Below are 24,225 nucleotides of genomic sequence, written 5' to 3' on the forward strand. Positions count from 1 at the left end.
GAGCGGTCGGGGGCAGCACAACCGTGCTGCCCCCGACCGTTTCCCCACGGCTACCAGGGCACGTCCCCGTGCTCGTCCTGGAACGTTCCGGTCGGACCGTCCGGGTCCAGGGTCGCGAGCCGCACGACGACCCCGGCACTCTCCTCCGGCGTCCTTCCGATTCCGAATGCCGCGGTCAGATCGGTCGCGGTGGTGCCGGGCTCGACCGCGTTGAACTTGATGCCCGGCTGGGACTTGGCGTACTGGACCGTGAGCATGGTGGCCGCGGCCTTGGACGCGGAGTAGAGCGCCAACGGCAGGTTGAACTCCGGCCGGTCCGGATGGGTCACCGCCCAGAAGGACCCGGCACTGCTGGATACGGTGACCACGGTCGGGTTCGAGGACTTGCGCAACAGGGGGAGCGCCGCCTCCGTGACCCGCACGACTCCCACCGCGTTGGTGTCGAAGGCCCGGAGTGCCGCGGGACCGTCGATGGCACCGTCCCCCAAGATGCCCGCGTTGTTCACCAGGACGTCGAGCCTGCCCTCGGCCGAGTCGATCGTCGCCAGCGCGCTGCTCACCGACGCGTCGTCGGTCACGTCGAGTTGCACGAATCGCGCGCCGAGCGTCGCCGCCGCCTTCTCGCCTCGCTCGACGTCACGAGCGCCGATGTAGACGACGTGGCCCAACGCCAGGAGCTGTCTGGCCGTCTCGAAGCCGATGCCCTTGTTGGCGCCGGTGATCAGTGTGATGGTCATGCGAGTCCTCACGAGTTCTGTGGCCCGGGCGGGCCGTTGGGGATGTCCGGACCGGTCTTCGGGTTGCCGGCTCTGATCCGGGAGGTCAACCGGTCAGCTGCCGGCGAAGTTCACCGGCGTCGTGCAGGGCGGTCATGTGCACGAACCGTCCGTCGCGGACCTGGTAGATGGCGTACTCGACGATCTCGAACGAGGCACCGGTGGGAGCCACGCCGAGCCATTTCTTCACCGGGGTACCGGTGTTGACCAGACGCGCGGCCAGACGGTCGCCGTCGAAGAGCAGTTCCTCGAGCTCCCAGTGGAGGTCCGGAACCGCGTCCACGTCATGTTTCTGAACGGCGATGAGGTCGTCCCGGGTGGCCGGCTCACCGTTCAGGGTGGTCCGGTCGTCGATGAACTCGTCCATACCGTCGAACTTGTGGGCGTTGAGCGCCTCGAGGTAGCGCAGGTAGAACGCGCGCAGATCACTGTCGGACACGAAGCCGATGATCCCTATTGGTGTCATGGATGGTCATGCCTCTCAGATCTGGTTCAGGCCGCCGTCGACGTACAGGCTCGAACCGGTGATGAAGCTGCTCTGCTCGGAGGCGAGGAAGACCACGGCGGCGGCGATCTCCTCCGGGCGCCCGAGCCGGCCCAACGGCACACGCGTCGCCAGTTGTTGCTTGAACCGCTCGGGCGTGGGGGTGAGCCCCGCCAGCGCGGGGGTGTCGGTCGGGCCGGGCGTGACGGTGTTGACCCGGATGCCGCGTGTCCTGAGCTCGTTGGCCCAGGTCCGGGAGAACGACCGGGTGGCGGCCTTGGTCGCCGCGTACACGCCGAGCGCCTCATCGCCGACGTCCACGTTGGTGGAGCCGTTCAGGATGACCGAGGCGCCGTCGTTGAGCAGGGGGAGCGCCTTCTGGACGGTGAACAGCATGCCCCGGACGTTGATACCGAAGAGTGTGTCGAAGTGCTCCTCGGTGACCTGCTCCAGCGGCGCGAGCGCGGCGACGGAGGCGTTCGCGAACAGTACGTCCAGGCCCCGTCCCCGGCTGCGGATCGCCTCGTGGAGCCGGTCCAGGTCGGCCAGGTCGGAGATGTCGCCGGTCACCGCGGTAGCCGCTGAACCGATCACTTCGACAGCCGCGTCGAGTTCGGTCCCGCGTCGGCCGGTGATGAACACGTGTGCCCCCTCGGCCGCCAGCCGGACGGCGCTGGCCAGGCCGATTCCGGCGCTGCCCCCGGTGACGAGAGCGGTCTTTCCCTCGAGCAGTCCCACGTGAAGGGCCCCTTCGACTTGTGTAGCGATCGCTACGGAAGTCGACGTTAGCACTTCCGTAGCGATCGCTGCAGAAGAGGTAGGCTGTGGGGGTGGAGACGAAACAGAACGGCCCCATCGGCCGACCGCGAGGATTCGACGCCGACGAGGCTCTCGAGCGCGCCATGCTGGTCTTCTGGAAGCACGGCTACGAGGGGGCCAGTACGGCCGGCCTGACGAACGCGATGGGCATCTCCACCACCAGCATGTACGCGGCCTTCGGCAACAAGGAGAAGCTGTTCCGCAAGGCTCTGGAGCGCTACACCGAGGGCCCGAGCGCATACCTGGCGCGAGCCATGGAGGAGCCGACCGCCCTCGGTGTCGCCACCGCGATCCTGGCCGGCACCGTTCGCACCACCACTCGCCCGGCCCACCCCCACGGATGCCTGGGCGTCCAGGGCGCCCTGACCACCAGCGACTCCGGACAGGAAGTCCGTGACCTCCTGGTCGCCTGGCGCAACAACGGCTACTCCCGCGTCCGAGAGCGGTTCCAGCGCGCCGTCGACGAAGGCGACCTGCCTCCGCAGACCGATCCGGGGCTGCTGGCCCGCTTCCTCACCACCTTCGCCTACGGCATCGCCGTACAGGCCGCGACCGGTGTCGGCCGCGACGAACTCCAGGAGATGGCCGACGCCGCCCTGCGCAACTGGCCACTCTCCTGAGCCCCGCCCGGCGTGCGTGATGCGGCCGTCCTCGGAGGGCGACCGGCTGGGTTGTCCGCCGCGCCGGGACCGCCGGGACGGCCGGGCCGCCGGAGGTCGGACGCCGGCACACGGGTCGGCCCGGCGAAGGGCTGGCCGCCCAGGTGTCGAGGCACCCCGGTCACGAAGTCGGCACGGCCGGCCTCTTCCACGAGAACCGGCAAAAACCGTTGGGCGGACGAGGGCGACCACTGCTACATTTCCGGAGGCCGTGCGAGAGATCGAGGAGGTGGTACCCGTGAACGCAGTATCGACATGGGTGCTCCCCTCCGGGGTCACGGTCGGGCGCTAGTCAGGTCGCCCGGGAGCGCCGTTCAGTGCACTCCCGAAAGGCACGACCATGCATCTCACTTCCGAGCAGCGCCTCGACGACGGCGTCCTCGAACGCGAATTCACCCTCGGCGAGATCCCCGGCATCCTGTGGACACCCGCATCCGCATCCGCATCCGCACCGGCACCGCTGATCCTGCTCGGCCACCCTCCCCTCGGGCTGCGCAGGATGTACCCCCGACTGGTAGACCGGGCCCGGCACTCCGCGGCGGCGGGCTTCGCCACGGCCACCATCGAGCTCCCCGGTAGCGGCGACCGGCCCCGTTGGCCAGCCGCCGAACAGGCCCGCGCCGACCTGCGCCGGGCGATCGAGGCCGGCGGTCCGGTCAGCGACGAGATCGTCGACGCCCTCATCCTCCCGCTGGTCGACACGGCGGTCCCGGAATGGCAGGCCGCCCTTGACACCCTCCTCGCGCTGCCCGAGATGGGCGGCCCGGTCGGGTACTCGGGGGGAGTGATCTCCATCGGCGTCCGGCTGGCGGTGGTCGAGCCACGCATCGTGGCCGCCGGCTTGTTCGCCGGGAGTTTCGTGCCTCGCGCCATGTTCGAGGAGGCCCGGCAGGTCACCATTCCCCTGCACGTCCTGCTGCAGTGGGACGACGAAGGGAACGACCGGCAGGCGGCCCTGGACCTGTTCGACGCCTTCGGCTCCAAGGAGAAGTCCCTGCACGCCCATCTCGGCGGGCACACCGGCGTCCCGCAGTACGCGGGGGACGCCGCGGCCCGGTTCTTCACCCGACACCTGAAGTGAGGCGGGGCCGTCGGGCCGGCGGCGGACGGTAGCGGACATCGGCCGGCATGCCGCCCATCGAGGACAACTCCCGGCCTTCCGCAGCCTGCTGGACCTCGGGCCCCTGCCGAATTCTCGGCAGGGGCCCGTGCCGCCTGAGGTCATGACTGCTCGATTTCTGCGGAGTCCAGTACGCGGGCTTCCGCCCGGCACGCCGAGAGCACGCACCGGACGCCGCGAGGCCCGCCCTCCGGGCGGACGACGGGACGTTCGCAACACGCCCTAGGGGCGCCGGCCATGGCCGCGCCGACGCCGTGGTACTCGCACAGGATCCCGGCCGGTGCGGCGGTTTCCGCTGAGAGCGGCACCGTCTCCCCGCTGTGCAGCGGCAACTGCTACCCGTAGGCATGCCGCGGAAGGTGCCGCCAGGCCCGGTCGGCGGGCTGCCGGATCACCCCTTTTGAGGCAGCCCGTACAACCAATCCCGTGACCGGCATGTCGTACATGGCAGGAAACCAAATGCCGGAGCACACAAGGGGGAACGATGCGCACAGGACGATACGCGGCGATGCTGGCCGCCCTGACGATGGCCGGTGTGGGCGTGGGAGCGGCCGCGCCGGCGACGGCGGGCGCGGCCACGACAGCTGTCGTGTGCCCGACCGGCTGGGGCAGTCTCGCGAAGACCGCGGCGGACACCGATGTCGGATCGCTTACCGACATCAGGACCGGCGGTCACGAGTGCTACGACCGCATGGTCTTCGACGTACCCACGGCGGGCAGCGAGCCGATCGGGTACACCGTGCGGTACGTCGACGCCTTCTACCAGGACCCGTCCGGCACGCGCATTCCGATCTCCGGCGGGGCGATCATCGAGATCAGGGTGTCCGCCCCCGCCTACGACCCGGAGACTCACGCGGCGACCTACCCGGGCCGCGGCGGCCAAGCGCTTCCGGGCGTCGTCCTGACCGGCTACCGCACCTTCCGCGACGCGAAGTTCGGGGCCAGCTTCGAAGGGGTCACGCAAGTGGGCCTCGGTGTGCGGGCCCGCCTGCCGTTCCGGGTGTCGCAGCTCTCCAACCGTTTGGTGGTCGATGTCGCCCACACCTGGTGAGGCGGTCACCTCGGCCGCGTCCGGCCGGGTGGCGCGACGGCAGCCCGGGAATCGTTCATGGCCCTCCTCGCAGTCGACACCCAGGATCAGCTTGCCCGGCTGGGCGAGCCTGAGCCGGCGACGGAGCCCGTCGGGGAACACGCCAGGTACGGGCTCGGGTTCCGTGCGGACCGCAGCGCCGCGCGGATCGCGTCGACCGGATCCCCCTCGTGGTAGGCCCGTTCCGACGGCTCGATGCCGTCCAGGAACTCCTGGTACCGGACGGCGTACGTGAGCAGGGCGAGCGGTTCGGCGACGGCGAGGGCGCGCGCCGGATCACTCGAGGGCACCCGAGCCTTCCAGGCGCCGGCCCAGGCGCGGGCAGCCGCCGCACGGCTGGACTCGGGGAGGAAATGGTGGACGCGCAGACCGTCCAGGACGGGATGACCCCAGTGCGCGTCGGCGAAGTCCACGACGACCGGCGGACCGCCGTCGCTGCGCCAGTTGCCCGGGTGGAAGTCGCCGTGCACAAGGGTGTCGGGCAGACCGCACTCGGCGAGCAGGTCCCAGCGCCGCGTCAACTCCCTCGCCGCGATCAGCTCCTGTCCGGTCAGCTCCCCGGCGACCGGCCCGTCGAGCAGGGCGTGGACCGCGCTGACCAGCCCCCGTATGCGCCGGTCCGGGACGCCGGACGGAGACGACCGGTCGTCCCCGGCACCGGAGGAGGACAGCCCGTCCCTCGAACCGGGCAGGGCCGAGCCGTCCGCGCGGTCCTGCGGCGAAGAGCCGTCCCCAAAACACGCGGGACCCTGTTCCGCGAGTGCCGCCTGCGCGGCCACGATGCGCTCCATGGCCGCGCCGACCGTCTCCGCCGTGGGCTGCCAGCAGTCCACACCGGGGATGTGTTCCATCAGGATGCGCCGCTCGCCGGAACCGAGAAGCACCGGGACCAGGCCGGTGTCGACCCGCGCGAACGCGGCGATGGCGGCGGCCTCGTCGGCAGCGAAACGCGGCGTCGCCTTGAGCCAGACCGGCCCCCGCGCGGTGGGCAGCCGGAAGAGACCGGCCAGGTTCCACGTACGACGCTGCTCCACCGGACCGGTCACCGGCCGCCCCGCCGACGCCAGCGTGTCCTCGGCCCAGCCGAGCAGCTCGCGCAGCCCGTCCGCCCGCGCCCAGGGCGACCGGAAGGCCTCGTCGCCGCCCAACACGTCGGGGTCGACGGCCCGTTGTTCCAGGAGGCCCGGTGCCGGGCGCCCCAACGCCTCGACGTGATACGTCACATGACCGTCCCGACCACCTTCACCCCCGTCCACGTCCAGCAGGCGCAGCACCAGCACGGGCACGCCGAGCAGCTTCTCCAACCGGTCGACGACCGGTGCCGCCTCGGACCACCATGGGATGTCCACCGCGAACGGCCCGACGACCCCGAGCACCTCGTCACCCGCACTGACCCACGCACTCACCGTTCTCGTCACGGCGACAGTGTGGGCGAGCCCGGCGGCTCCGGCGAGCGAATATCGGGCCGGGCGCGCACGCAGGAGGGGGAGCGGAGCCGATGGCCGCGGCCCGTCACCGCAGGTCCGACCTTCCCCCGTCGGACGTACATCGGGCACTTCGCTCCCCCTCCTTCCCCCGTCCCCCCTGCGCCCGGTGGTCTTCGCCGGCCTCCTGCGCGGCTCGCCGTCGATGGTGTCCGCGGCCGCACGCGCCCGGAGGCCGTTCGTCACCCGCCGCCGCGCGAGCGGGTCCCGGCCGAGGGCCGGCGCGTAGCCGACGAGCCGGCCCACCCGCGCGCGTACGGACTTCCGGGCCGGAGCGCCCCCCGCGCGCCCCGGACCGAAACCTTCCTGTGCCGCCTCCGAACCCAGGTCGCACAGGACGTCATCGTTGTGCCGATCCCCGCGGGGGAGCGGCTGCCGGACCCCAACACGTGGGCGCCTGGCCGTTGTTCCGCCGACTCGAGCGGCACGCTCCTCAGCCCTCCCCGCCGGACTCGGTGAAGACGAACGGCTCCAGGAGCCGCCGGTCCGCCGCCCGGTAACCCGGACACACCACGAAGGCGACGGGGCTGCCCGCCTCGCAGGAGAGCCAGAGGGCGTGCTCCCGAGGGTCCGCCACCGTGCCGGGCCCCACCGTGAAGTCGAAGCGGCTGGCGTAGCCGCTCTCGTTCATGGCCCGGGACAGGTTCGCGGCCTCCGCGCCGACCCGTTCCAACAGCCGCTGGTGCTGCTGGTCGAGCCCGACCCGCCCATTGTCGGTGGTGATCCGGGTCAGCTCGTCGAGATCCGGATCCGCGCCCCCGTCATGTCCGTCCGGGCCGAAGAGCGCCAGGCACAACCCGCGGATCAACTCGGCCTGACGACGCACGACATCACGGGGCCGCTCCGCCGCCAGCCGGGGCTGGATCAGATCGGGCATGCGCTGCGTGTACAACGCCTTGAGCCGACCCGCGAGTTCGTAGTGGACGAGGAAGTCCTCCCGGGTGAGGTCGGTGCGTTCCTCCACCTGGGCGACGCGCACCAGGTCCAGCACCTCGCCCAACTCGTCGAGGAGACGACGGGTGTCGGCGACGGTGCTCTCCAGCGCCAGGGCCCGCTCGTCGACCTCCTCATGACGCATGGTCAGTTTTGTGAGCCGGTCGCCGAGCGGACCGAACCCGGCGAGGGTGTCCCGCAGCCGGCTGTCGAAGCCCCGCATCCGGCGCTCCACCCGCTCGGCCCACTCGCCCATCTCGGACCGGGCCCGTGAACGCAGCGCGGCTCGCTCCGCGTGCGCGTCCGCCTCCAGCTTCCGGACCCGGGCCTCCAGCGCCTCCAGGCCGTCCAGCCTGACGGCCAGTTGCTTCCAGTCGGACTGCGGGATCAGGAAAGCCGTCTCCTCCTCCACCGGGCGCGGCCCGCCGACGGCGGGACGGTCGCCGGACCCGCCCCGGTCGTCCTGCGGGGCTTCGGCCTTGTGGCGGTTGAAGAACACGGTTCCTCCCTCGGGGTGTCCGGCCATGGCTACATCCGGTCGAAGTCGACGGAGACCCGGCTGGTCTCCTCGGTGGCGGGGTCGAACACCTCGACCCGGAGTTCACTGGCACCGAAGTAGAACAGCAGCATCACGGCACGCTCCCGCAGCGGCCTGCCCACGGTGCTGCTCAGGTCGACGGTCAGCCGGCCGATCTCCTCGCACCCGTCCTCGTCGACGTACCGGGGATCGGGCTCGGCCGTGCGGTACAGGTGCACGTCCAACTCGAGCTGCTCCTCACGGACCGGCACGATGCGGAAGGGATACGCGTCCTTCACCCGTACGCCGTCCGTACGGCGCACGGCGATGCCGAAACGGCCGACGCACAGCACATCGCCCTCGTCGTCGCGGTACATGCGCATCGTGGAGTCCACACCCTCCTCGAAGGGCTTGGCCGTCTCGAACCCATAGGTGTACCTGGCTTGCCGGGAGACGAACACGTCGGGCCGGTAGGCGAAGTGGACGGCGCCCTCCAGGACCGCGAGGGCCGGATCGGGCGGCACCAGGATGCGGTGCCGCCCGCCGAACCGGGCGCGCATCCGTTCGCGCAGCCACTCGGACCGGGCGAACCCGCCCACCAGGAGCAGGGTCTCGGGCTCGGGGCCCGTGCCGCCGGTCCGCGCGATGGTGGCCAGCTGCTCCGCGACCTTGTCCAGGATGCCCTCCACCGTCTCGTCGAGCAGTCCCTCCACCTCATCGGGCGGGAGGACGATCTGCCGGGGCAGGCCGCCGGCGTCCCGGGTCAGCCGCGCCCGCACCGGCTCGTCGAGGAGGGTCCACACGACGGCCGGAACCTCGATGCGCACCGGATCCAGCACGTGCGCGACCGAGGAGGCGTCCCGCTCGACCTCCACCGTGCGCTTGGCGTGCTCCCACTGCCGGGACATCCGCAACAACTCACCCGGGTGGTCGCGTTCGATGCGCTTCAGGACCGCCGGCCCGAACCGCTCACCGAGTGTCGTGTCCCGGAACGCCTGGTTGACGTACTCGGAGCCGAGGTGTCCACCGGTGGCGAGGCCGATCTCGCGCAGCGCGATCGACGGTCCGGCTCCGCTGTCCGCCTCGTAGGCCGTGATGTCGACGGTGCCGCCACCACAGTCGACCACCACGAACCGGAACCCGTCGCGATGCAGGGGCAGCCGGGCGGGTTCGGACGGAGCCGCGTCCGTGTCCGTCATCCGCAAGTAGCAGTACAGCGCGGCGGCCTCGGGTTCGATGGCCAGCAGCAGGCGCTCCGGATCGTCGGGGAACCCCGCGTCGACCGCCGCCCGCCGCATCACCGCCCTGCCCTCGTCGTCCCAGATCGCGGGCACCGTGATGCACCAACGGACCTCGCGGTCCGTGTACGTCATCCCCCTGATCTCCGCCAACGCCAGCTCGCGGATCTCCTTGAGGTAGGCGGTGGTCAGTTCGCGAACCCGGTCCCGGTCGTCGAGGTCGACGAAGCCGCCCACCGTCGGCATGTCCGACATCGTGCCGCCACTCTTCCACGCCGTCTTGAAGGCATAGGCGTAGCCGAGCCCGTCGGACTCCCCCTTGGCGAGGGCGTCGGCCCACAGACCGTGGGCCCGGTGGCCCCAGGCGACCGTCTCGCCCCCGGTGGCCAGCAGGATCGCGGTCAGGTTCTTCGGGTAGTCCAGCTGGCGGCCGGGGAACCGCGTGAAGAACTGCACCCTCCTGGTGCGCGGATCGTCGTTCGGCGGAGTCCTCACCGCCCAGGCGAAGCCGGTGCCATGGGTGCCGAAGTCGACCGCCGCCACCACTTTGGGACCGTCCGCACCCATGACCGAGGCTCCTGTCTGCCAGTGTCCGCGCGCTTGCTCCCTGTAAGCTCGCTCACACACAGACTGGATGGTTTCCGCGCCAACGCGGAGCGGTCGGCTGTTGCCAACGATTTCTGGCAACAGAAGCCAGGGCGCGAGCCGTTGGAGGGATCACGATCGAAGAGAACGCGTTCGGCGCGGAACTGCGCCGGCGGCGTACGGCGGCCGGGAAGTCGTTGAGCGAGCTGGCCGAGGAGGTGCACTGCAGTCGCAGTTTCCTGAGCCGGATCGAGACGGGCCAGCGCCGCGTGACACGCGAACTCGCGCAGCTCTGCGACGAGCGGCTGGACGCCAAGGGCGCGTTGCTCGCCCTGGTTCCCGATCCCTCCTTCGAGCGCATCTCGAAGACGGTCGGCGCCGGTCCGCGGGAGCGGACCGGAAAGGTGGTCAAGTCGCCGCCGAGGCAGGGAGACTGGGTCGTGGCGCGGCGGCGGGACGAGTTCGACCGGCTGCTCAGGCGCGGCGACCTCAGCCACGCCACCGGGAACATGCGGGAGGCGGAGCGTCTCTACCGGGCGGCGTACGCGAGCGCCGAAGGCGATCCGTCGGCCCAGGCGGAGGCCGTGATCAGGATGGCCCGCCGCTGGTCGGATCCCGGACAGGTCGACCACGAACTGCTGCAACGGATCAGGGAGAGCCTGGCCGCGCTGGCGCAGGACGGGGGAGTGGAGGCCGCCGGACTGCGCCTGCGGCTCAACGCGCACCTGGCGAAGAAGCTGTCCATGGCCGTCAGTGAGGACACCGCGGTGGGCCGGGCGGGCCCTGAGCAGGGAGCGCGGCTCGCTCGCGGCACGCTGCGCCGGCTCGCCGTGGACGGCAAGGACGACGAGGTGCGCTGCGAGGTGCTCACCGAATGCCGGTGGGGCCTGTACGACTTCGTCTCCACCGCCGAATCCCTGTCGCTGTCCGAACGGCTGCGCGACGCGGCCGCGGGGCACGACTCCGCGTACTTCCGCGGTGAGGCGCTGATGGCCCTCGCCCTCGACCAGTTGCGCGTCGGCAAGGTCTACAGCGCGCTGGCCACGGCGAACCAGTACCGCAAGCACGCCGCCGACACCCGCAGCACCCTCGCCGTCTGGCAGCAGCGGACCCTGGACGCCCTGCTCGACCTGTGGCACGGCCGGTTCGACCGGGCGGCGGGCTGGATCTTCGGCGAGTCGCTGACGTTCGTCGAGCGATTATCCGCCGATCTGGCCGCCCCCGCCGACAACCTCGAGCAGACCCGCCTCGGACAGGCCTACTGGCTGCTGCGGGAACAGGGCCGGATGGCCGACCTGTTCACCTCCGGTCTGGCCGACACCGTCGAGCGGCACGGCTACTTCCCGGTCTGGCGGGCCGGTCTGGCGCTCGCGCTGTGCGAGACGGGCCAGTACGCCGAAGGGGCGGACCGGCTCGTGGGCTTCGCGCACGACACCGCCGACTTCACCCGGTTCCCGCCCTCCGGATGGGCGGTGCCCACGCTGGTCCTGCTGGCCGAGGTGAGCGCCGCACTCGACGCGCGGGGCGGCTTCGAGAGCGAACTGCGCGAGGTCGTACCGGGACTGCGCGACCGCCTGGCCGCCCACGACGGAGAGGAGATCGCCCTCGCGGGCTGGCCCACCGTGCTGGTCGGCCCGACCGCTCGGGCCCGTGGCCTGCTCGCGCTGGCCGCGGGGGAACCGGACACCGCGCTCGCCGACTTCCATGTCGCGGCCGAGCCGGTCCGCTCCTCCCAGCCCCAACTGGCCCGCCTGCGACTGGCCCGCGCCCGCGCGCTGCGCAGGACGGGTCGCCCCGGCACCGCAGCCCATGCCTCGCGGCTCCTGCGGGAAGCGCTGCGCGTGGCACAGGCCTACGGGATGGTGGCCCTCGCGGCGGAGTGCGCGACCCTGCTGGACTCCACGGCCGACGCGTGAGGTCCGCTGCCGCTGCCCCCGCCCGCCGGGAGCCACGGACGTGGGGCCGGCGGGCGGGGGCAGCGACCTGTGCCGTGGCCCTACGGCTTGCGGGCCACCGCCCCGTACATGGCGATGTCCTCGTCGCGGATCGGCTCGGTGTCCGTGCCGTCCGGGTGCCACTTGTGGACCTGGACGATGCCGGGTTCGACGAGTTCGAGGCCCTCGAAGAACTCCTCCGCCTCCGCGTGGGTCCGCAGGCGCATCGGCATGTTGCGCGCGGCGTACTCGCGGGCGACGCGGGCCACCTCCTGCGGGGCGAACTCGGCGGTGCCTATGGACATCGCCAGATAACTGCCCGAGGGCAGCGGGTCCAGCAGACGCCGGACGATGCCGACCGCGTCGGCCTCGTCGAGCACGAAGTGGACGATCGCGATCACGGTGAGGGCGACGGGTTCGCCGAGGTCGAGGGTGTCACGCAGTTCCGGCGCGCTCAGGATCGTCGCCGGATCGAGCATGTCGGCCTCGACGTACGCCGTCCTGCCCTCGGGGGTGCTGGACAGCAGACCCTGCGAGAGGGTCAGGACGATGGGATCGTTGTCCACGTAGACGACCCGGGAGTCGGGGGCCACCGACTGGGCGATCTCGTGGAGGTTGGGCGAGGTGGGGATGCCGGTGCCGACGTCCAGGAACTGGCGCACCCCCGCCTCCTTGGCGAGATAGGCCACCGCGCGGTTCATCCAGTCGCGGTTGGCCTTCATGTGGACCGGCAGCGCGGGCCACTCCCGCGCCATGGCGTCGCCCGCCTCCTGGTCGGCTGGGTAGAAGTCCTTACCGCCCAGGATGTAGTCGTAGATGCGCGCGGAGTGTGCGCTCTCGGTGTCGATACGGTCGGCCGGCCATCCGTTGTCGGGCAACGCCGCCCCTCCCATCAAGTCGTCGGTTCACAGTGGGTGTTGAGTGCGGTGAGTGAGCAGGACACACAGGGCATAGCAAGAGGACAAGGTTGTCAGAGAAGGAAGTCGGCCGCCCCCGCCTTGACGCCCGCCAGGAAGCTCGTCATCTCATGCGGGGTGAAGACCAGCGCGGGCCCGTCGGGATCGGTGGACTGGCGCAGCGCGATCCGCCCGTCGACCAGCCTCTTCGCCTCGACGCAGGCACCGCCCGCGTCGTCGCTCCATGGCTTGGACCAGCCCTGCGCGCCGAGTTCCCGAGCGGGCATGCCATTGCGTATCGACGTGTCTCCCGTGGGGTGTCGCCTCATCGGGGGCTTGCTCACGTGGTGGTGCACTCATAGCTCCTTGCGAATCGAGCCGAGAAGGGCCTCGGTCTTCGTGGCGGGTGTCGACTGGGCGCCCAGCCGGTCCAGTGCCTCGCGGTAGACCAGGACGTCGTCCACCTTGTCGAGATATACGGCGCCGACCAGACCACTCGAATACACGATGTCCGGCAACTCACGTGCCCTGAACCGGAAGAGGTGGAACGCGCCGGCGCGCATGGCCGGATGCGGGCCGTTCCCGAACGGCATGATCTGCAGGGTGACATGGGGGAGCGTGTTCACCGCGATGAGATGGTCGATCTGGGCGCGCATCACCTCGGGGCCGCCGACCGGCCACCGCAGCACCGTCTCGTCCATCACGACCCAGACGCGTGGCGGCGCCGGCCGGGTCAGCAGTTCCTGGCGCCGCATGCGCAGCGCGACCCGTCGCTCCGTCGCCTCGGCCGGGGCGTGCGGATTGCCCGCGCCGAGCAGAGCGCGCGCGTACGCCTCCGTCTGCAGCAGTCCGTGCACGAACTCCGCCTCGTACGCGCGGATCTGGAGCGCGGCCTGCTCCAGGCTCAGATACGCGGCGAACCAGTCCGGCAGCACATCGCGGTACGTGTGCCACCAGCCTCGTTTGTTGGCCTCGCGGACCGACTTCAGGAAGGTGTCGATCTCCTGCTGGTCGGTCACGCCGTAGGTCTGCAGGAGCTTTTCGGCGTCCGCGAGCCGCAGCCGGGCCACCTTCGCCGCTTCCATCCGGCGGATGGTGGAGTGGCTGACACCGATCGCCTCCCCGGCCTGCTCGTACGTCAGACCGGCCGCGGTTCGGAGCTCCTCCAGCTGTCTGCCGAGGATCATGCGCAGGACCGAAGGCGCCCCACCCCAGTCGGAATCCGTGGACACGCCGTACCCCCTCGGAGCGGGTTTCGAGGTCGCAGTCTGTCACGATCATCCGCCGACCAGGGAAGCATGCACCTGGCACTCTGCAAATTTCAACTTGTCGGTTGCGAGGTGCTGTTGGCAGCTGCCACAGTGGTCCTATCGTCCCTGGAACGGTGAAGAGGCAGGCCGCACAGCCCAGTTGGGGGAGACGGAGCTGTGGTGCGACGGCTTGCGCGACGAGATGGACGCATCTCGTGGCGGTACCGGAACTCCGGGACGGCACTGGCACCGCCTGCGGTGCAGGCAGACGAAAGGCGAACGGCGATGACCCCGCCCTCCCTCCCCCAGCCTTTGGACCGACTGCCGGGGGACGAACATCCCCACCGGGCCGGAGTGTTCGCGCTGCGCGCGGCCCCCGCTTCAGTAGGTGTGGCCCGAAGACATGTGCGCGACCTCCTGAGTGAATGGGGCACGGATCGTGAGACGCGTGACAACGCTGTCCTGCTCACCTCCGAGCTCGTCACCAACGCTCTGACACACACGGCGAGTGAGTGGATCGTGTGCAGACTCCACATCGCCCTGGGCCCGCTCCACATCGAGGTCGAGGACCAGCATCGTGGCTGGAGCCTCCCGGCGCAGCGTCAGCCGGGACCCGAGGACCAGTGCGGTCGCGGGCTCCTGCTGGTCGGCGCGCTGAGCAGCGACTGGGGCGTCAGGGACACCGCCGACGGGTCCGGCCGCATCGTCTGGGCCGTCCTGCCGTCGCGGAGCGGCAGTCCTGCCTCGATCAGCCGTCCGCCCACCACGAATACCGCCCGGCCCATCCCCCACTCGGCCGAAGGATCCCCGTCTGATGGAACGACAGCGCACTCCCGACCTGTGTGAACACACCTCGGCCCACGACCCGCGCGACCACGGCACCGCCCTCGACCCACGGGAGTTCGGCGCCACCCTCGATCCACGCGAGTACGGCACCGCTCCGGGCCCCCGTGCGCACGCCTCGCCCGCCGACCCGCGCAAGCACGCCGCCGTCCCCGAACCGTGCACGCGACTGCCCGTGACGCCGTCGCCCGAACACCTCTCGCGGCTGGCGATACCCGCCGAGTTGTCCCCGAGCCTCGGTTACGACGCCGTGGGCACCTCACGGGAACACGGTGAACGGATCATGGACTGCCTGCCCCGCGTCGGCTGCGTCTTCGCCGACGAGGAGCGGTGGTGGTGGATCGTCCCGTCCGGATCCCACATAGGTGTCACCTGGCCGTCGTCCACGCGCTACGCGATCGGAGCCCGGCTGGCCGAACCGTCCTGGACGCGGGCCCTGCGACGCCCGCGCTCCGACCGTCCGCGTCTGATCCACCGCCCCGAGGGCGAGTCGCCGTACACACCGCCGATACCGCTGTACTTCCTCACCTGCCGTCTCGCGGGAAGTGCCCCGAGATGGTCGCTCGGCGCGGGGCTCTGACCCCGAGCCGCGCTGGGGTCGCGGGCGGTCGCGGTGGCGCGCGGCGAGGCCGGCCCGCACGGGCGGACCGGCCTGCGGCTGTCGTCCCCGTCCCTTCCCTTCGACGGGCCGGCATCCGGGAGTGAAGGTCGGGCCTACGCCCGGGAAGTGCTCTTCGCCGCCGTGAACGCGCACAGCGCCCCCAGCACCACGGCCAGCGCGCCGATGATGATGTTGTTGAGCACCACGCCGGTGTCCGGGCCGGTGCCGACCACCCACGGCGAGATGATCATCCACACACCCATCGCGCAGATGGCCCAGCTCAGGCCGTACATCCTCTCCGGTGTGACGGTGAATCCGAGTGCCAGCACGGCAATCGCGATGCCCAGAACGAGGTTGTGGGTCATCAGGGCGGGCTGACTCGTCGTGTAGTGGAGTATCCAAGGGGACACGGCGCAGTACAGACCGAGCAGGAACACGGGTGCGTCGACGAGCGCCACGTCGCGGCCACCCGCCACGCGGGCATACCGGTCCCGCATTTCGGACACGTCCGGGTGGGTCGTGATGTCGTTTCTGGGGTGCGAGACGTCGGCCATGAGTCCACTCCTTCGCTCTCGGCAGGCCTGACCGCTTCTGATGCGGTGTGCGGTAAGCGCCGTTTGCACCTATTGTGCGCTTATTTTCTCTTTATGTGTAGAGGTGGTTTTCGTGGAAGTGGACAAGCCGCTGCGGCTCGGCGACCATGCGCGGCCGAGGGAATCGGCACGCCCGCACGGCGACATGGCGGACGTCCTCGGCGCGCAGGGGCCCTGGGAGCCGGCCCAGTACACGGACGGAGTCACGGGTGCGGGAACAGAGTGGGAGTGAGCTGACAGCGCGGCTGCCCGAGCGGATCTGGTCCACTCCGTACGTGGGCCGGCGCTTTCCCGGTTCCCGGTCCGTCGCCGAGAGGCCGGGCCTCGCCCACGGCGCCAACTGCCAGTTCTTCGCCTACGAAGTGCTGCGTCACTTCGGCCCGCGTCTGCCCGACTGGCGCTCGAGCGACCTGTGGGACGACACCGTACTCACCGAGCGGGTACGGGAGTCGCGGCCGCTGGACCTCGCCCTCTTCAACCCCGGCGACGAGGCGTGGGGCGCCCATGTCGGGGTCGTCGTGGGGGAGGGCCGGGTCCTTCATCTCTGCGCCGAGGTGGGACGGCCGGCGATCTGGCCGCTGCGGGAGTTCGCGAGGCGCGAGCGCTACAGCACGCTGCTCGGCTTCAAGCGGCCGCGTCCCGGGGGCGGATGACGGACCGAACCCGGCCCGCCGACCACCTCGCGGCCCGGACGCGCTCCGCCGCCCCCGCGGCCCGGTGTCGCCCCGCCGCGCCGCGGCCCGGTCCCGCTCCGTCGCCGCCGCGGTCCGGTCCCGCTCCGCCGCCCCCGCGGCCCGGTCCCGCTCCGTCGCCGCCGCGGTCCGGTGTCGCCCCGCCGCCCCGCGGTCCGGTCCCGCTCCGCCGCCCCCTCGGTCCGCGCCTCGCGATACGCGGGCCGGTTCCGTCTCGCCGGCCCGCGAGATCTCCATGCCGCGCAGGGAGGGTTCCGAAGGGCGAGTCCGCCCGTCCATGGCCGACGGTAGCCGTACGGACGCGCTCCGTACGGCCGTCGCGCGCTCGCCCCCCTGCTCACCGAACAGGCATGTCGCCCTTGTGGGCACCGGCCTCTCACCCGATCGGAGGAAGGCTGCGTTCCGGCCAATCCATCACGGCCGCAGCTTCGGAATAGGGCCGAGAGCTCTGAAGCCGAAACCGGCGAGCCGGGTGGGAGGAGACATGGTGCGGCAAGCGTCAGAGGACGCCTCGGGTACGGACCAGGAGATGGCGAACCGCGGACAGCGCGGACAGCGCGGGCAGCGCGGAGGGCACGGTCCGGCGCGGCGTACCGCCGTCATCGGCGGGGGCGTGGCGGGACTCACCGCCGCCCACGTGCTGGGCCGCGCACGACCGGTGGCCCTGTACGAGGCGGACGACCGCCTCGGCGGCCACGCGCACACCCACGACCTCGCCTCGTCCGACGGAAGACTGCACCGCGTCGACTCCGGCTTCATCGTGCACAACCGCCGTACCTACCCGAACCTCCTGAGGCTGTTCGACGAACTCGGCGTCGCCACCCAGGAGTCGGAGATGAGCATGTCGGTGCGGTGCGAGGGCTGCGGCCTCGAGTACGCGGGCGCACGCGGTCCGGCAGGCCTGTTCGCCCGCCCGCGAAGCGCCCTGCGCGGCTCCTACCTCCGGATGCTCACCGAAGTGCCGGCCTTCCACCGCGCGGCCCGGCGACTGCTCGCCGCGGGCGGCGAAGGGAGCCTGACGCTGGGCGAGTTCCTGACCCGGGAGCACTTCTCGCCGTACTTCGTGCGGCACTTCGCGACCCCGCTGGTCTCGGCGGTGTGGTCCTGCGACGCCGTCACGGCCGGCCGCTACCCGGCCGCCCACCTGTTCCGCTTCCTGGAACACCACGGCATGCTCTCCGTGGGCGGCTCCCCGCTCTGGCGCACGGTGAGCGGGGGCTCCCGCTCCTACGTCGACCGGATCGCCAAACACCTCGACGCCGTGCACACCTCCGCCCCCGTCCGCGCCGTGCGGCGGTATCCCGACGCCGTGGACGTCACCACGGCGGACGGCACCACCGCGTCGTACGACTCCGTGGTGATCGCGGTCCATCCCGACCAGGCACTGAGGCTGCTGGCCGACCCCACCGAGCGGGAGCGGGAGGTGCTCGGCGCCTTCCGCTACTCCCGCAACACCACCCTCCTGCACACCGACACCGCGCTGTTGCCGCGCGCCCGGGCGGCGAGGGCCTCCTGGAACTACCTTCTGCCCTCGTGCGACGCCGGCGCGGACCGGGTCCGCGTCAGCTACGACATGAACCGGCTCCAGCGCCTCGACGCACCCGAGAACTACGTGGTCACTCTCGGCGGCGAGGACCGCGTCGACCCGGACCGTGTCCTGGCCCGCATGGTGTACGAACACCCCGTCTACACACCGCAGTCCGTCGCCGCGCAGACCCGGCTCCCGGAACTGAACAGCCCCGTGACCGCGTACGCCGGCGCCTACCACGGCTGGGGATTCCACGAGGACGGCTGCCGCTCCGGCGTGGCGGCCGCCGCGGCCCTCGGGGTGACGTGGTGACCGGTACCCCCGCGCTCTATCCCTGCACGGTCTCGCACGTACGGACCGCGCCGACCCGGTACGCGCTGCGCCACCGCACGTACATGTGGCTGACGGATCCCGACCACCCGCCCCGACTGCCCCTCCCGCTGCGCCCGTTGGCGGGCTTCGACCCCCGTGACCACTTCGACGGGGACCTGCCGACCATCCGCGCCGGGCTCGACCGCTTCCTCGCCGGACACGGCATCGATCTGCGCGGCGGCCCGGTCACGATGCTCACCCACGCGAGGGTCCTCGGTCACGTCTTCAACCCGCTCACCCTCTACTGGTGCCACGACCCCGGCGGCGCACCGCGCTGCGTGGTCGCCGAGGTGCACAACACGTACGGCGAACGGCACTGCTATCTGCTGCTCCCGGACGACGGCGGGACAGCGCGGGAACAGCGGGACGACCACCGCGCCGTCGCGGCCGACGAGCCCGCGGAGCCCGCCCGGTCGTCGGAGCCGCCGAGCCGCCGGGCGGAGGCGCCCGTGCGCGAGGACCGACGGCCCGAGCGGGAGCCCCACCGGTTCGGGAAGCGGCTCCACCGCACGGAGAAGCGGTTCTACGTCTCGCCCTTCTTCCCCGTCGACGGCGAGTACCGCATGCGGCTCCCCCTCCCGGACGACCGCCTCGACCTCATGGTGCGCCTGGAGCGCGCGGGCAACCGGCCCTTCACCGCGACCGTGCGCGGGACCCGCCGTGCGGCGACCGCCGGGACGCTGCTGCGTGCCGCGCTGCGCCACCCGTGGTCAACCGCCGCCGTCTCGGCGGCCATCCGCGTCCACGGCATCCGCCTCTACCTGCGGGGACTGCCCGTCCAGCCCCGCCCACACCACCGAAGCCAGGAGAGTGACACATGAGGACAGCCGAGCCCCGCTCCGCCACCGCGCAGCGCCGGGACGTGGATCCCGCCCGCTGGCCGGACGTGGTGACGCCGCCGGAGGCCTCGCGCGCCCGGACCGCCATCACCCGCGCCGTGCTGAGCAGGGCACTGCGACGCCTGCCCCTGCAGGCACGGTTCGCCGACGGAAGCCGCCTCGGTACCGGCGGCCCGGTGATCGAGATCCACGATCCGGAGGCCTTCCACCGCCGTATCGGCACCCACGGACTGGTCGGCTTCGGCGAGTCCTACATGGCGGGGGAATGGGACGCGCCGGACCTGGTCGCCGCGCTCACCGTGCTCGCCGACCACGCGGCGCGGCTGATCCCGGAACCGCTCCAGCGGCTGCGCGGCCTGTGGGCGCCCCGCCGCCCGGACGCGCAGCGCAACACGCCCACCGGCGCCCGCGACAACATCAGCCGGCACTACGACCTCTCCAACGACCTGTTCGCCCTCTTCCTCGACGAGACCCTCAGCTACTCGGCGGCCCTCTTCCGCGGCTTCCCCGCCTCATGGCCCCTGCTGGCCGCCGCCCAGCACCGCAAGATCGACCGGCTGCTGGACCTCGCCCAGGTCGGTGCCGGCACCCGGCTGCTCGAAATCGGCACCGGATGGGGCGAGTTGGCGATACGCGCCGCCGCTCGCGGCGCCCGTGTCACCTCGCTGACCCTCTCCCGCGAGCAGCGGGACCTGGCCCGCCGGCGGGTGCGCGAGGCGGGTCTGGCCGACCGGGTCTCCATCCGACTGTGCGACTACCGCGAGGCCGAGGGCACGTACGACGCCGTGGTGAGCGTCGAGATGGTGGAGGCGGTGGGGGCGGAGTTCTGGCCGGTCTACTTCGCGGCGCTCGACGCGCGGCTCGCCCCCGGCGGTCGCGTCGCGCTGCAGGCGATCACCATGCCGCACGACCGGATGCTGGCGAGCCGCGACACCTTCACCTGGATCCAGAAGTACGTCTTCCCCGGCGGGCTGCTGCCCTCGGTGGAGGCCGTGGAGCAGGCGACCCGTGAGCACACCCGGCTGCGCACCACCCGCAGGGACCCCTTCGGCGCGCACTACGCGGAGACCCTGCGGCTGTGGCGCGAACGCTTCACCGCGCGTGCCGACGAGGTCGAAGGGCTCGGCTTCGACGCGACCTTCCGCCGGATGTGGACCTTCTACCTGGCCTACTCCGAAGCGGGATTCCGCGCCGGCTACCTCGACGTCCAGCAGTACCTGTTCACGAAGGAGGACCCCACCCCGTGATCACCGTGACCACCGCCCGCCCCGGTGCCGCCCACCGACTCGCCGCGCTGACCGAGGACGCCCTCGGTGGCCCCCTGCCGCTGCGGGTGCGCGCGTGGGACGGCAGCGAGACCGGCCCCCGGGACGCCCCCGTGGTCGTCGTCCGCACGCGCCGCGCCCTGCGACGGCTGCTCTGGCAGCCCGGCGAACTGGGCCTGGCCCAGGCCTACGTCACCGGGGAGATCGATGTCGAGGGCGACCTCGCGGCGGGCCTGAGCGCCATGTGGAGTGCCGTACGGGAACGCAGTCTGCACGCGCCCCGGCTCACCCCCGCCGACCGGGTCCGCGCCGCCGGCACCGCGTTGCGGCTGGGAGCCGTGGGCCCGCGGCCTCCGACCCCCGCCTCCCAGGCACGACTGCGCGGCGGCCTGCACAGCAGGTCCAGGGACCGCGCCGCCATCAGCCACCACTACGACCTGTCGAACGGGTTCTACCGCCTGCTCCTCGACGAGACCATGGCCTACTCGTGCGGCTACTGGACCAGCGAGGAACCGGACTTCGGTCCCGCCGACGCCCAGCGTGCCAAGCTGGAGCTGATCTGCCGCAAGCTCGGCCTCGTCCCGGGCGCCCGGCTGCTGGACATCGGCTGCGGCTGGGGCTCCCTCACGCTGTACGCGGCGGAGCGGTACAAGGCCCAGGTCACCGCGGTCACCCTGGCCCGGGAACAGGCCGTGTACGTACGGGATCAGGTGCGCGAGCGAGGACTCGAACACCAGGTCGACGTGGTCTGCCAGGACTACCGGGACATCGCGGGCGGCGCGTACGAGGCCGTCGCCGCGATCGAGATGGGCGAACACGTGGGGGACGCCGAGTACCCGGCGTTCGCCGCCGCCCTCCACCGGTTCGTCCGCCCGCGGGGGCGCGTCCTCGTCCAGCAGATGTCGCGGGGCTCGGTGGCGCCGGGCGGCGGCGCGTTCATCGAGGCGTACATCGCACCGGACATGCACATGAGACCGCTGGGTGACACCGTCGGCCTGCTGGAGGCCGGGGGGCTGGAGGTGCGATCCGTGGAGTCGCTGCGGGAGCACTACGTCCGTACGGTCGGCGCCTGGCACCGCACGCTGGAGGAGCGCTGGGACGACTTCGTACGGCTCGTGGGAGCGGAGACGGCCAGGGTGTGGCGGCTGTACCTGGTGGGCGGGGCGCTCGCCTTCCGGGAAGGACGGATGGGCGTCGACCAGATCCTGAGCGTGCGGCCCGCTCCCGGAGGCGGCGGCGGTATGCCCGCCGTGCCGGGGGACTGGTACGCGGGGGCGGACGAGCGATGAGCGGCTTCCCCTGGGCGGGGTTCGTCCAGAACCTCGGTCTCGCGGCGGCCGCGGGGTTCGCCGTCATGCTCGTCACCTTCGCGGTCGCCGTACGCAAGGGCGTCCACCGGATCGTGGACGTCGCGTGGGGGATCGGGTTCACCGCGGTGGCCGTGGTGTCCTTCCTGGCCTCCGCGGGCGAGGGCGACGAGGGGCGACGGATCCTGGTGACCGTACTGACCTCGGTGTGGGGGTTGCGGCTGGCCCTGCACATCGCGCGGCGGGGCCGTGGCCACGGCGAGGATCCGAGGTACGAGGCGATGCTCGCCAAGGCGCCCGGCAATCGCCACCTGTACGCCCTGCGCATGGTCTACCTCCTGCAGGGGGCCCTGGTCTGGCTGGTGTCGCTGCCCGTCCAGGCGGCGCAGTACGTTCCCGCCGGCCTGACGGGACTCACCCTCGCCGGCGCCGCGCTGTGGGCGGTCGGACTCTTCTTCGAGGCGGTGGGCGACGCCCAACTGGCCCGGTTCAAGGCCGATCCCGCCAACCGCGGCCGGGTCATGGACCGGGGTCTGTGGAGCTGGACCCGGCACCCCAACTACTTCGGCGACTTCTGCGTGTGGTGGGGCCTGTTCCTGCTCGCCTGCGACTCGGGCGCGGCGGCCGCGGTGTCGGTGATCTCGCCGCTGCTGATGAGTCATCTGCTGATCAACGGCAGCGGTAAGGCGTTGCTGGAGAAGCACTTGGCGGGGCGAGCGGGGTTCGCCGAGTACTCCGCGAGGACCAGCGGCTTCTTTCCGTTGCCGCCGAAGTCGCGCGACTGACGGGACCGCGTGCCGGCGTCGTCCGCCGGGGGAGGACCGGTGGCGACGCCGGGAGGACCGGCTCGTCCCCGGAGAGGGACGGGCCGGTCCGGTCCGGAGGGAGCGGCCCGGCCGCTCCCGCGGGGCCCGGCGCGGGAAGCGGCCCGGCCGGTCCGGTCCTGAGGAGGGGGCACGGCGCGGCCGGTCGCGGTCAGGAGGGGAAGTTCAGCAGCGCGAGAGGCGCCGAGGTCGGCCGGGCCGAGCCGCCGGCCGGTTCCACGGTGATGCCCATGCCCGAGGCCTTGGCCAGGTTCCCGTCCAGCAGGACCGCCTCGCTGGTCCGCTGCGGGTCCATCAGACCGGCGGAGCGCATGCTGCCCGCGTCGTCGAACCACAGCTGGTAGACCTTGCCGCTCGGCGGCTTCGCCATCCCCGAGGAGATGAAGACGGCCTTGTCCCGGCTCGCGGAGACGACCACCGTCCCGCCGGCCCCGCCCGCCAGTCTCGCGGTACGGCTCTTCGCGTCCGGGGCGGCCAGCACCGCGGTCAGGTCGGCGGTCCGGCGCTCGGCGTCCCGCGCCTGATTCTGTGCTTCCTGTGCCCGTTCGTGCTGCCACACCGCCGTGCCGCCGAACGCCGCCGCGGCGGCCGCACACGCGGCCAGGGCCCAGCGCGACAGGCCGCGGGCACGGCGTGCGCGGCGGAGATCCGGCGCGGGGGGCGTGGCGGGCGTGGAAGGCGCCGTGCGGGGCGCTTCCTGCCGGACCGTGGTGATGTGCCGCATGACCCGGTCCTTGAACTCGGGGGCCGCGACGGTCGTCTCGGCGAGGCCCAGCCGCGCGGCCGTGGCGGTCAGCTCACGGACCTCCTGGGCGCAGGCCTCGCAGTCGGCTGCGTGCCGCTCGAACCGGCCGCGCTCGTCCTCGTCGAGGGCGTGGAGCGCGTACGCGCCCGTCAGGGTGTGGAGGTCGGACGTGGTCATGCGGTGACCCCCAGGCAGTCACGGAGGCGGATGAGACCGTCGCGCAGCCGGGTCTTGACCGTGCCGAGCGGAAGCGTCAGCAGCTCCGCCACCTCCCGGTAGGTCAGGCCGCGGTAGTACGCGAGGGTCACGGACTGGCGCTGGAGTTCCGTCAGCGTCCGCAGACAGCGCCGCACCTGTTCCCGTTCCAGCCGCGCCTCGACCTGCTCGGTCACCTCGTCGAACTCGGGCGTCCGGTCGAGGAGGGCCGCCTTGTGCTCACGGGCCGCCGAGGCCTCGGCCGAGCGCACCCGGTCGACGGCCCGCTGGTGGGCGAGGGTGAGCACCCAGTTCATCACCGATCCGCGCTCGGGCCGGTATCGGGCGGCGGTCCGCCAGACCTCGACCAGTACCTCCTGGGCCACTTCCTCCGACTGGGCCAGGTCGCGCAGCACCCTGCGGACGATGCCGAGCACCGGCCCCGCCACGACGTCGTAGACCGCGGCGAAAGCCTCCTGGTCGCCTTGGGCGACGTCGGCCATCAGGTCCGGCAGACCAGGTTCCGCCGCCGGGTTTCTCCCGATTTCCACGGCTTCCTTCACAGGGTGGTCCTCCAAGCTGGGCGAACGGTACGGGACTGATCCGGAGCGGGTCCGGCCGCGGATTGGCCCACGG

General features: G+C 71.8%; 25 protein-coding genes. 13 read left to right on the top strand and 12 right to left on the bottom strand.

The genetic code is table 11. From position 1 onward, the window contains the following. Positions 1-50 precede the first annotated feature (50 nt). The 3 genes from OG199_RS38940 to OG199_RS38950 all read right to left on the bottom strand — a co-directional run bounded on the left by OG199_RS38940 (position 51) and on the right by OG199_RS38950 (position 1,998). Positions 51-737 (bottom strand): SDR family NAD(P)-dependent oxidoreductase, encoded by a 687-nt coding sequence (locus OG199_RS38940; RefSeq protein ID WP_405833579.1) that lies wholly within the window; start codon positions 735-737, stop codon positions 51-53. Positions 738-822: 85 nt separating this feature from the next. Beyond that, entirely contained in the window at positions 823-1,215 is a 393-nt protein-coding gene (locus OG199_RS38945) for an ester cyclase (protein ID WP_401809429.1), read from the bottom strand. 42 nt (positions 1,216-1,257) lie between these two features. Next, the gene (locus OG199_RS38950; RefSeq protein ID WP_405833581.1) at positions 1,258-1,998 is read right to left on the bottom strand and encodes an SDR family oxidoreductase; all 741 of its coding nucleotides are present in this window, start codon (positions 1,996-1,998) and stop codon (positions 1,258-1,260) included. A 92-nt stretch (positions 1,999-2,090) separates the two neighbouring features. Here OG199_RS38950 and OG199_RS38955 point away from each other — a divergent pair, with 92 nt between their 5' ends. The 3 genes from OG199_RS38955 to OG199_RS38965 all read left to right on the top strand — a co-directional run bounded on the left by OG199_RS38955 (position 2,091) and on the right by OG199_RS38965 (position 4,909). After that, positions 2,091-2,699 carry a TetR/AcrR family transcriptional regulator gene (locus OG199_RS38955; protein ID WP_356805175.1) on the top strand — a complete coding sequence of 203 codons (609 nt, stop codon included), beginning with the start codon at positions 2,091-2,093 and terminating at the stop codon, positions 2,697-2,699. A 379-nt stretch (positions 2,700-3,078) separates the two neighbouring features. Next, positions 3,079-3,819: an alpha/beta hydrolase gene (locus tag OG199_RS38960; protein ID WP_405833583.1), complete on the top strand. Its 741-nt coding sequence runs from the start codon at positions 3,079-3,081 to the stop codon at positions 3,817-3,819. A 523-nt stretch (positions 3,820-4,342) separates the two neighbouring features. Continuing rightward, complete coding sequence (locus OG199_RS38965) at positions 4,343-4,909, top strand: hypothetical protein (protein ID WP_405833585.1); 567 nt, start codon at positions 4,343-4,345, stop codon at positions 4,907-4,909. 86 nt (positions 4,910-4,995) lie between these two features. Here OG199_RS38965 and OG199_RS38970 read toward each other — a convergent pair whose 3' ends face one another. From OG199_RS38970 to OG199_RS38980, 3 genes are all read right to left on the bottom strand, one after another. Further along, entirely contained in the window at positions 4,996-6,366 is a 1,371-nt protein-coding gene (locus OG199_RS38970; RefSeq protein WP_405833587.1) for a phosphotransferase, read from the bottom strand. Positions 6,367-6,865: 499 nt separating this feature from the next. Continuing rightward, complete coding sequence (locus tag OG199_RS38975; protein ID WP_405833589.1) at positions 6,866-7,864, bottom strand: hypothetical protein; 999 nt, start codon at positions 7,862-7,864, stop codon at positions 6,866-6,868. 29 nt (positions 7,865-7,893) lie between these two features. Further along, positions 7,894-9,687, bottom strand: coding sequence for an Hsp70 family protein (locus OG199_RS38980; protein ID WP_405833591.1), 1,794 nt, complete (start codon positions 9,685-9,687; stop codon positions 7,894-7,896). A gap of 155 nt (positions 9,688-9,842) precedes the next feature. Here OG199_RS38980 and OG199_RS38985 point away from each other — a divergent pair, with 155 nt between their 5' ends. Continuing rightward, a complete protein-coding gene (locus OG199_RS38985) occupies positions 9,843-11,621 on the top strand; it encodes a helix-turn-helix domain-containing protein (protein WP_401809518.1) in 1,779 nt (592 codons plus the stop codon). Positions 11,622-11,701: 80 nt separating this feature from the next. Here the strand turns inward: OG199_RS38985 and OG199_RS38990 are convergent, their stop codons facing one another. The 3 genes from OG199_RS38990 to OG199_RS39000 all read right to left on the bottom strand — a co-directional run bounded on the left by OG199_RS38990 (position 11,702) and on the right by OG199_RS39000 (position 13,722). Continuing rightward, entirely contained in the window at positions 11,702-12,517 is an 816-nt protein-coding gene (locus OG199_RS38990) for an SAM-dependent methyltransferase (RefSeq protein ID WP_402175683.1), read from the bottom strand. A 92-nt stretch (positions 12,518-12,609) separates the two neighbouring features. Continuing rightward, positions 12,610-12,864 carry a DUF397 domain-containing protein gene (locus OG199_RS38995; protein WP_356803716.1) on the bottom strand — a complete coding sequence of 85 codons (255 nt, stop codon included), beginning with the start codon at positions 12,862-12,864 and terminating at the stop codon, positions 12,610-12,612. A 27-nt stretch (positions 12,865-12,891) separates the two neighbouring features. Continuing rightward, positions 12,892-13,722 carry a helix-turn-helix domain-containing protein gene (locus tag OG199_RS39000; RefSeq protein WP_401809520.1) on the bottom strand — a complete coding sequence of 277 codons (831 nt, stop codon included), beginning with the start codon at positions 13,720-13,722 and terminating at the stop codon, positions 12,892-12,894. A gap of 348 nt (positions 13,723-14,070) precedes the next feature. Here OG199_RS39000 and OG199_RS39005 point away from each other — a divergent pair, with 348 nt between their 5' ends. Further along, complete coding sequence (locus OG199_RS39005; RefSeq protein ID WP_405833593.1) at positions 14,071-14,631, top strand: ATP-binding protein; 561 nt, start codon at positions 14,071-14,073, stop codon at positions 14,629-14,631. Continuing rightward, positions 14,600-15,208: a hypothetical protein gene (locus tag OG199_RS39010; protein WP_401809442.1), complete on the top strand. Its 609-nt coding sequence runs from the start codon at positions 14,600-14,602 to the stop codon at positions 15,206-15,208. The genes OG199_RS39005 and OG199_RS39010 overlap by 32 nt, the downstream gene beginning before the upstream one ends. 134 nt (positions 15,209-15,342) lie before the next feature. Here the strand turns inward: OG199_RS39010 and OG199_RS39015 are convergent, their stop codons facing one another. Further along, positions 15,343-15,783 carry an SPW repeat protein gene (locus tag OG199_RS39015; protein WP_356803700.1) on the bottom strand — a complete coding sequence of 147 codons (441 nt, stop codon included), beginning with the start codon at positions 15,781-15,783 and terminating at the stop codon, positions 15,343-15,345. Positions 15,784-15,895: 112 nt separating this feature from the next. On the opposite strand from OG199_RS39015, the gene OG199_RS39020 reads away from it, so the two are divergent. The 7 genes from OG199_RS39020 to OG199_RS39050 all read left to right on the top strand — a co-directional run bounded on the left by OG199_RS39020 (position 15,896) and on the right by OG199_RS39050 (position 22,610). Beyond that, a complete protein-coding gene (locus tag OG199_RS39020; RefSeq protein ID WP_356803699.1) occupies positions 15,896-16,054 on the top strand; it encodes a hypothetical protein in 159 nt (52 codons plus the stop codon). Then, positions 16,032-16,475 carry a hydrolase gene (locus OG199_RS39025; protein ID WP_356803697.1) on the top strand — a complete coding sequence of 148 codons (444 nt, stop codon included), beginning with the start codon at positions 16,032-16,034 and terminating at the stop codon, positions 16,473-16,475. The genes OG199_RS39020 and OG199_RS39025 overlap by 23 nt, the downstream gene beginning before the upstream one ends. 568 nt (positions 16,476-17,043) lie before the next feature. Continuing rightward, entirely contained in the window at positions 17,044-18,354 is a 1,311-nt protein-coding gene (locus tag OG199_RS39030; RefSeq protein WP_405834806.1) for an NAD(P)/FAD-dependent oxidoreductase, read from the top strand. Then, positions 18,351-19,235 (top strand): DUF1365 domain-containing protein, encoded by an 885-nt coding sequence (locus tag OG199_RS39035; RefSeq protein ID WP_405833596.1) that lies wholly within the window; start codon positions 18,351-18,353, stop codon positions 19,233-19,235. The genes OG199_RS39030 and OG199_RS39035 overlap by 4 nt, the downstream gene beginning before the upstream one ends. Further along, entirely contained in the window at positions 19,232-20,500 is a 1,269-nt protein-coding gene (locus tag OG199_RS39040; RefSeq protein WP_405833597.1) for a class I SAM-dependent methyltransferase, read from the top strand. The genes OG199_RS39035 and OG199_RS39040 overlap by 4 nt, the downstream gene beginning before the upstream one ends. Then, positions 20,497-21,807 (top strand): class I SAM-dependent methyltransferase, encoded by a 1,311-nt coding sequence (locus tag OG199_RS39045; protein ID WP_405833598.1) that lies wholly within the window; start codon positions 20,497-20,499, stop codon positions 21,805-21,807. The genes OG199_RS39040 and OG199_RS39045 overlap by 4 nt, the downstream gene beginning before the upstream one ends. After that, positions 21,804-22,610: a DUF1295 domain-containing protein gene (locus OG199_RS39050; protein WP_405833600.1), complete on the top strand. Its 807-nt coding sequence runs from the start codon at positions 21,804-21,806 to the stop codon at positions 22,608-22,610. The genes OG199_RS39045 and OG199_RS39050 overlap by 4 nt, the downstream gene beginning before the upstream one ends. Positions 22,611-22,800: 190 nt before the next feature. On the opposite strand, the gene OG199_RS39055 is transcribed toward OG199_RS39050, so the two are convergent. Together OG199_RS39055 and OG199_RS39060 are read right to left on the bottom strand one after the other, a co-directional pair. After that, on the bottom strand, positions 22,801-23,571 hold the full coding sequence (locus OG199_RS39055; protein WP_405833602.1) for an anti-sigma factor domain-containing protein: 771 nt from the start codon (positions 23,569-23,571) through the stop codon (positions 22,801-22,803). Next, positions 23,568-24,152, bottom strand: coding sequence for a sigma-70 family RNA polymerase sigma factor (locus OG199_RS39060; RefSeq protein ID WP_356803689.1), 585 nt, complete (start codon positions 24,150-24,152; stop codon positions 23,568-23,570). Before OG199_RS39060 ends, OG199_RS39055 begins: the two co-directional genes overlap by 4 nt. Positions 24,153-24,225 lie beyond the last annotated feature (73 nt).

The sequence above is a fragment of the Streptomyces sp. NBC_01176 genome, from assembly GCF_045039825.1.
Taxonomy (GTDB): Bacteria; Actinomycetota; Actinomycetes; order Streptomycetales; family Streptomycetaceae; genus Streptomyces.

Excerpts from the sequence above, each read along its gene's own strand:
- OG199_RS39015 (WP_356803700.1), bottom strand. The coding sequence starts at position 15,783 with ATGGCCGACGTCTCGCACCCCAGAAACGACATCACGACCCACCCGGAC.
- OG199_RS39005 (WP_405833593.1), top strand. The coding sequence starts at position 14,071 with ATGACCCCGCCCTCCCTCCCCCAGCCTTTGGACCGACTGCCGGGGGAC.
- OG199_RS38980 (WP_405833591.1), bottom strand. The coding sequence starts at position 9,687 with ATGGGTGCGGACGGTCCCAAAGTGGTGGCGGCGGTCGACTTCGGCACC.
- OG199_RS39000 (WP_401809520.1), bottom strand. The coding sequence starts at position 13,722 with ATGATCCTCGGCAGACAGCTGGAGGAGCTCCGAACCGCGGCCGGTCTG.
- OG199_RS38940 (WP_405833579.1), bottom strand. The coding sequence starts at position 737 with ATGACCATCACACTGATCACCGGCGCCAACAAGGGCATCGGCTTCGAG.
- OG199_RS39050 (WP_405833600.1), top strand. The coding sequence starts at position 21,804 with ATGAGCGGCTTCCCCTGGGCGGGGTTCGTCCAGAACCTCGGTCTCGCG.
- OG199_RS38960 (WP_405833583.1), top strand. The coding sequence starts at position 3,079 with ATGCATCTCACTTCCGAGCAGCGCCTCGACGACGGCGTCCTCGAACGC.
- OG199_RS39055 (WP_405833602.1), bottom strand. The coding sequence starts at position 23,571 with ATGACCACGTCCGACCTCCACACCCTGACGGGCGCGTACGCGCTCCAC.
- OG199_RS38965 (WP_405833585.1), top strand. The coding sequence starts at position 4,343 with ATGCGCACAGGACGATACGCGGCGATGCTGGCCGCCCTGACGATGGCC.
- OG199_RS38995 (WP_356803716.1), bottom strand. The coding sequence starts at position 12,864 with ATGAGGCGACACCCCACGGGAGACACGTCGATACGCAATGGCATGCCC.
- OG199_RS39010 (WP_401809442.1), top strand. The coding sequence starts at position 14,600 with ATGGAACGACAGCGCACTCCCGACCTGTGTGAACACACCTCGGCCCAC.
- OG199_RS39030 (WP_405834806.1), top strand. The coding sequence starts at position 17,044 with ATGGCGAACCGCGGACAGCGCGGACAGCGCGGGCAGCGCGGAGGGCAC.
- OG199_RS39040 (WP_405833597.1), top strand. The coding sequence starts at position 19,232 with ATGAGGACAGCCGAGCCCCGCTCCGCCACCGCGCAGCGCCGGGACGTG.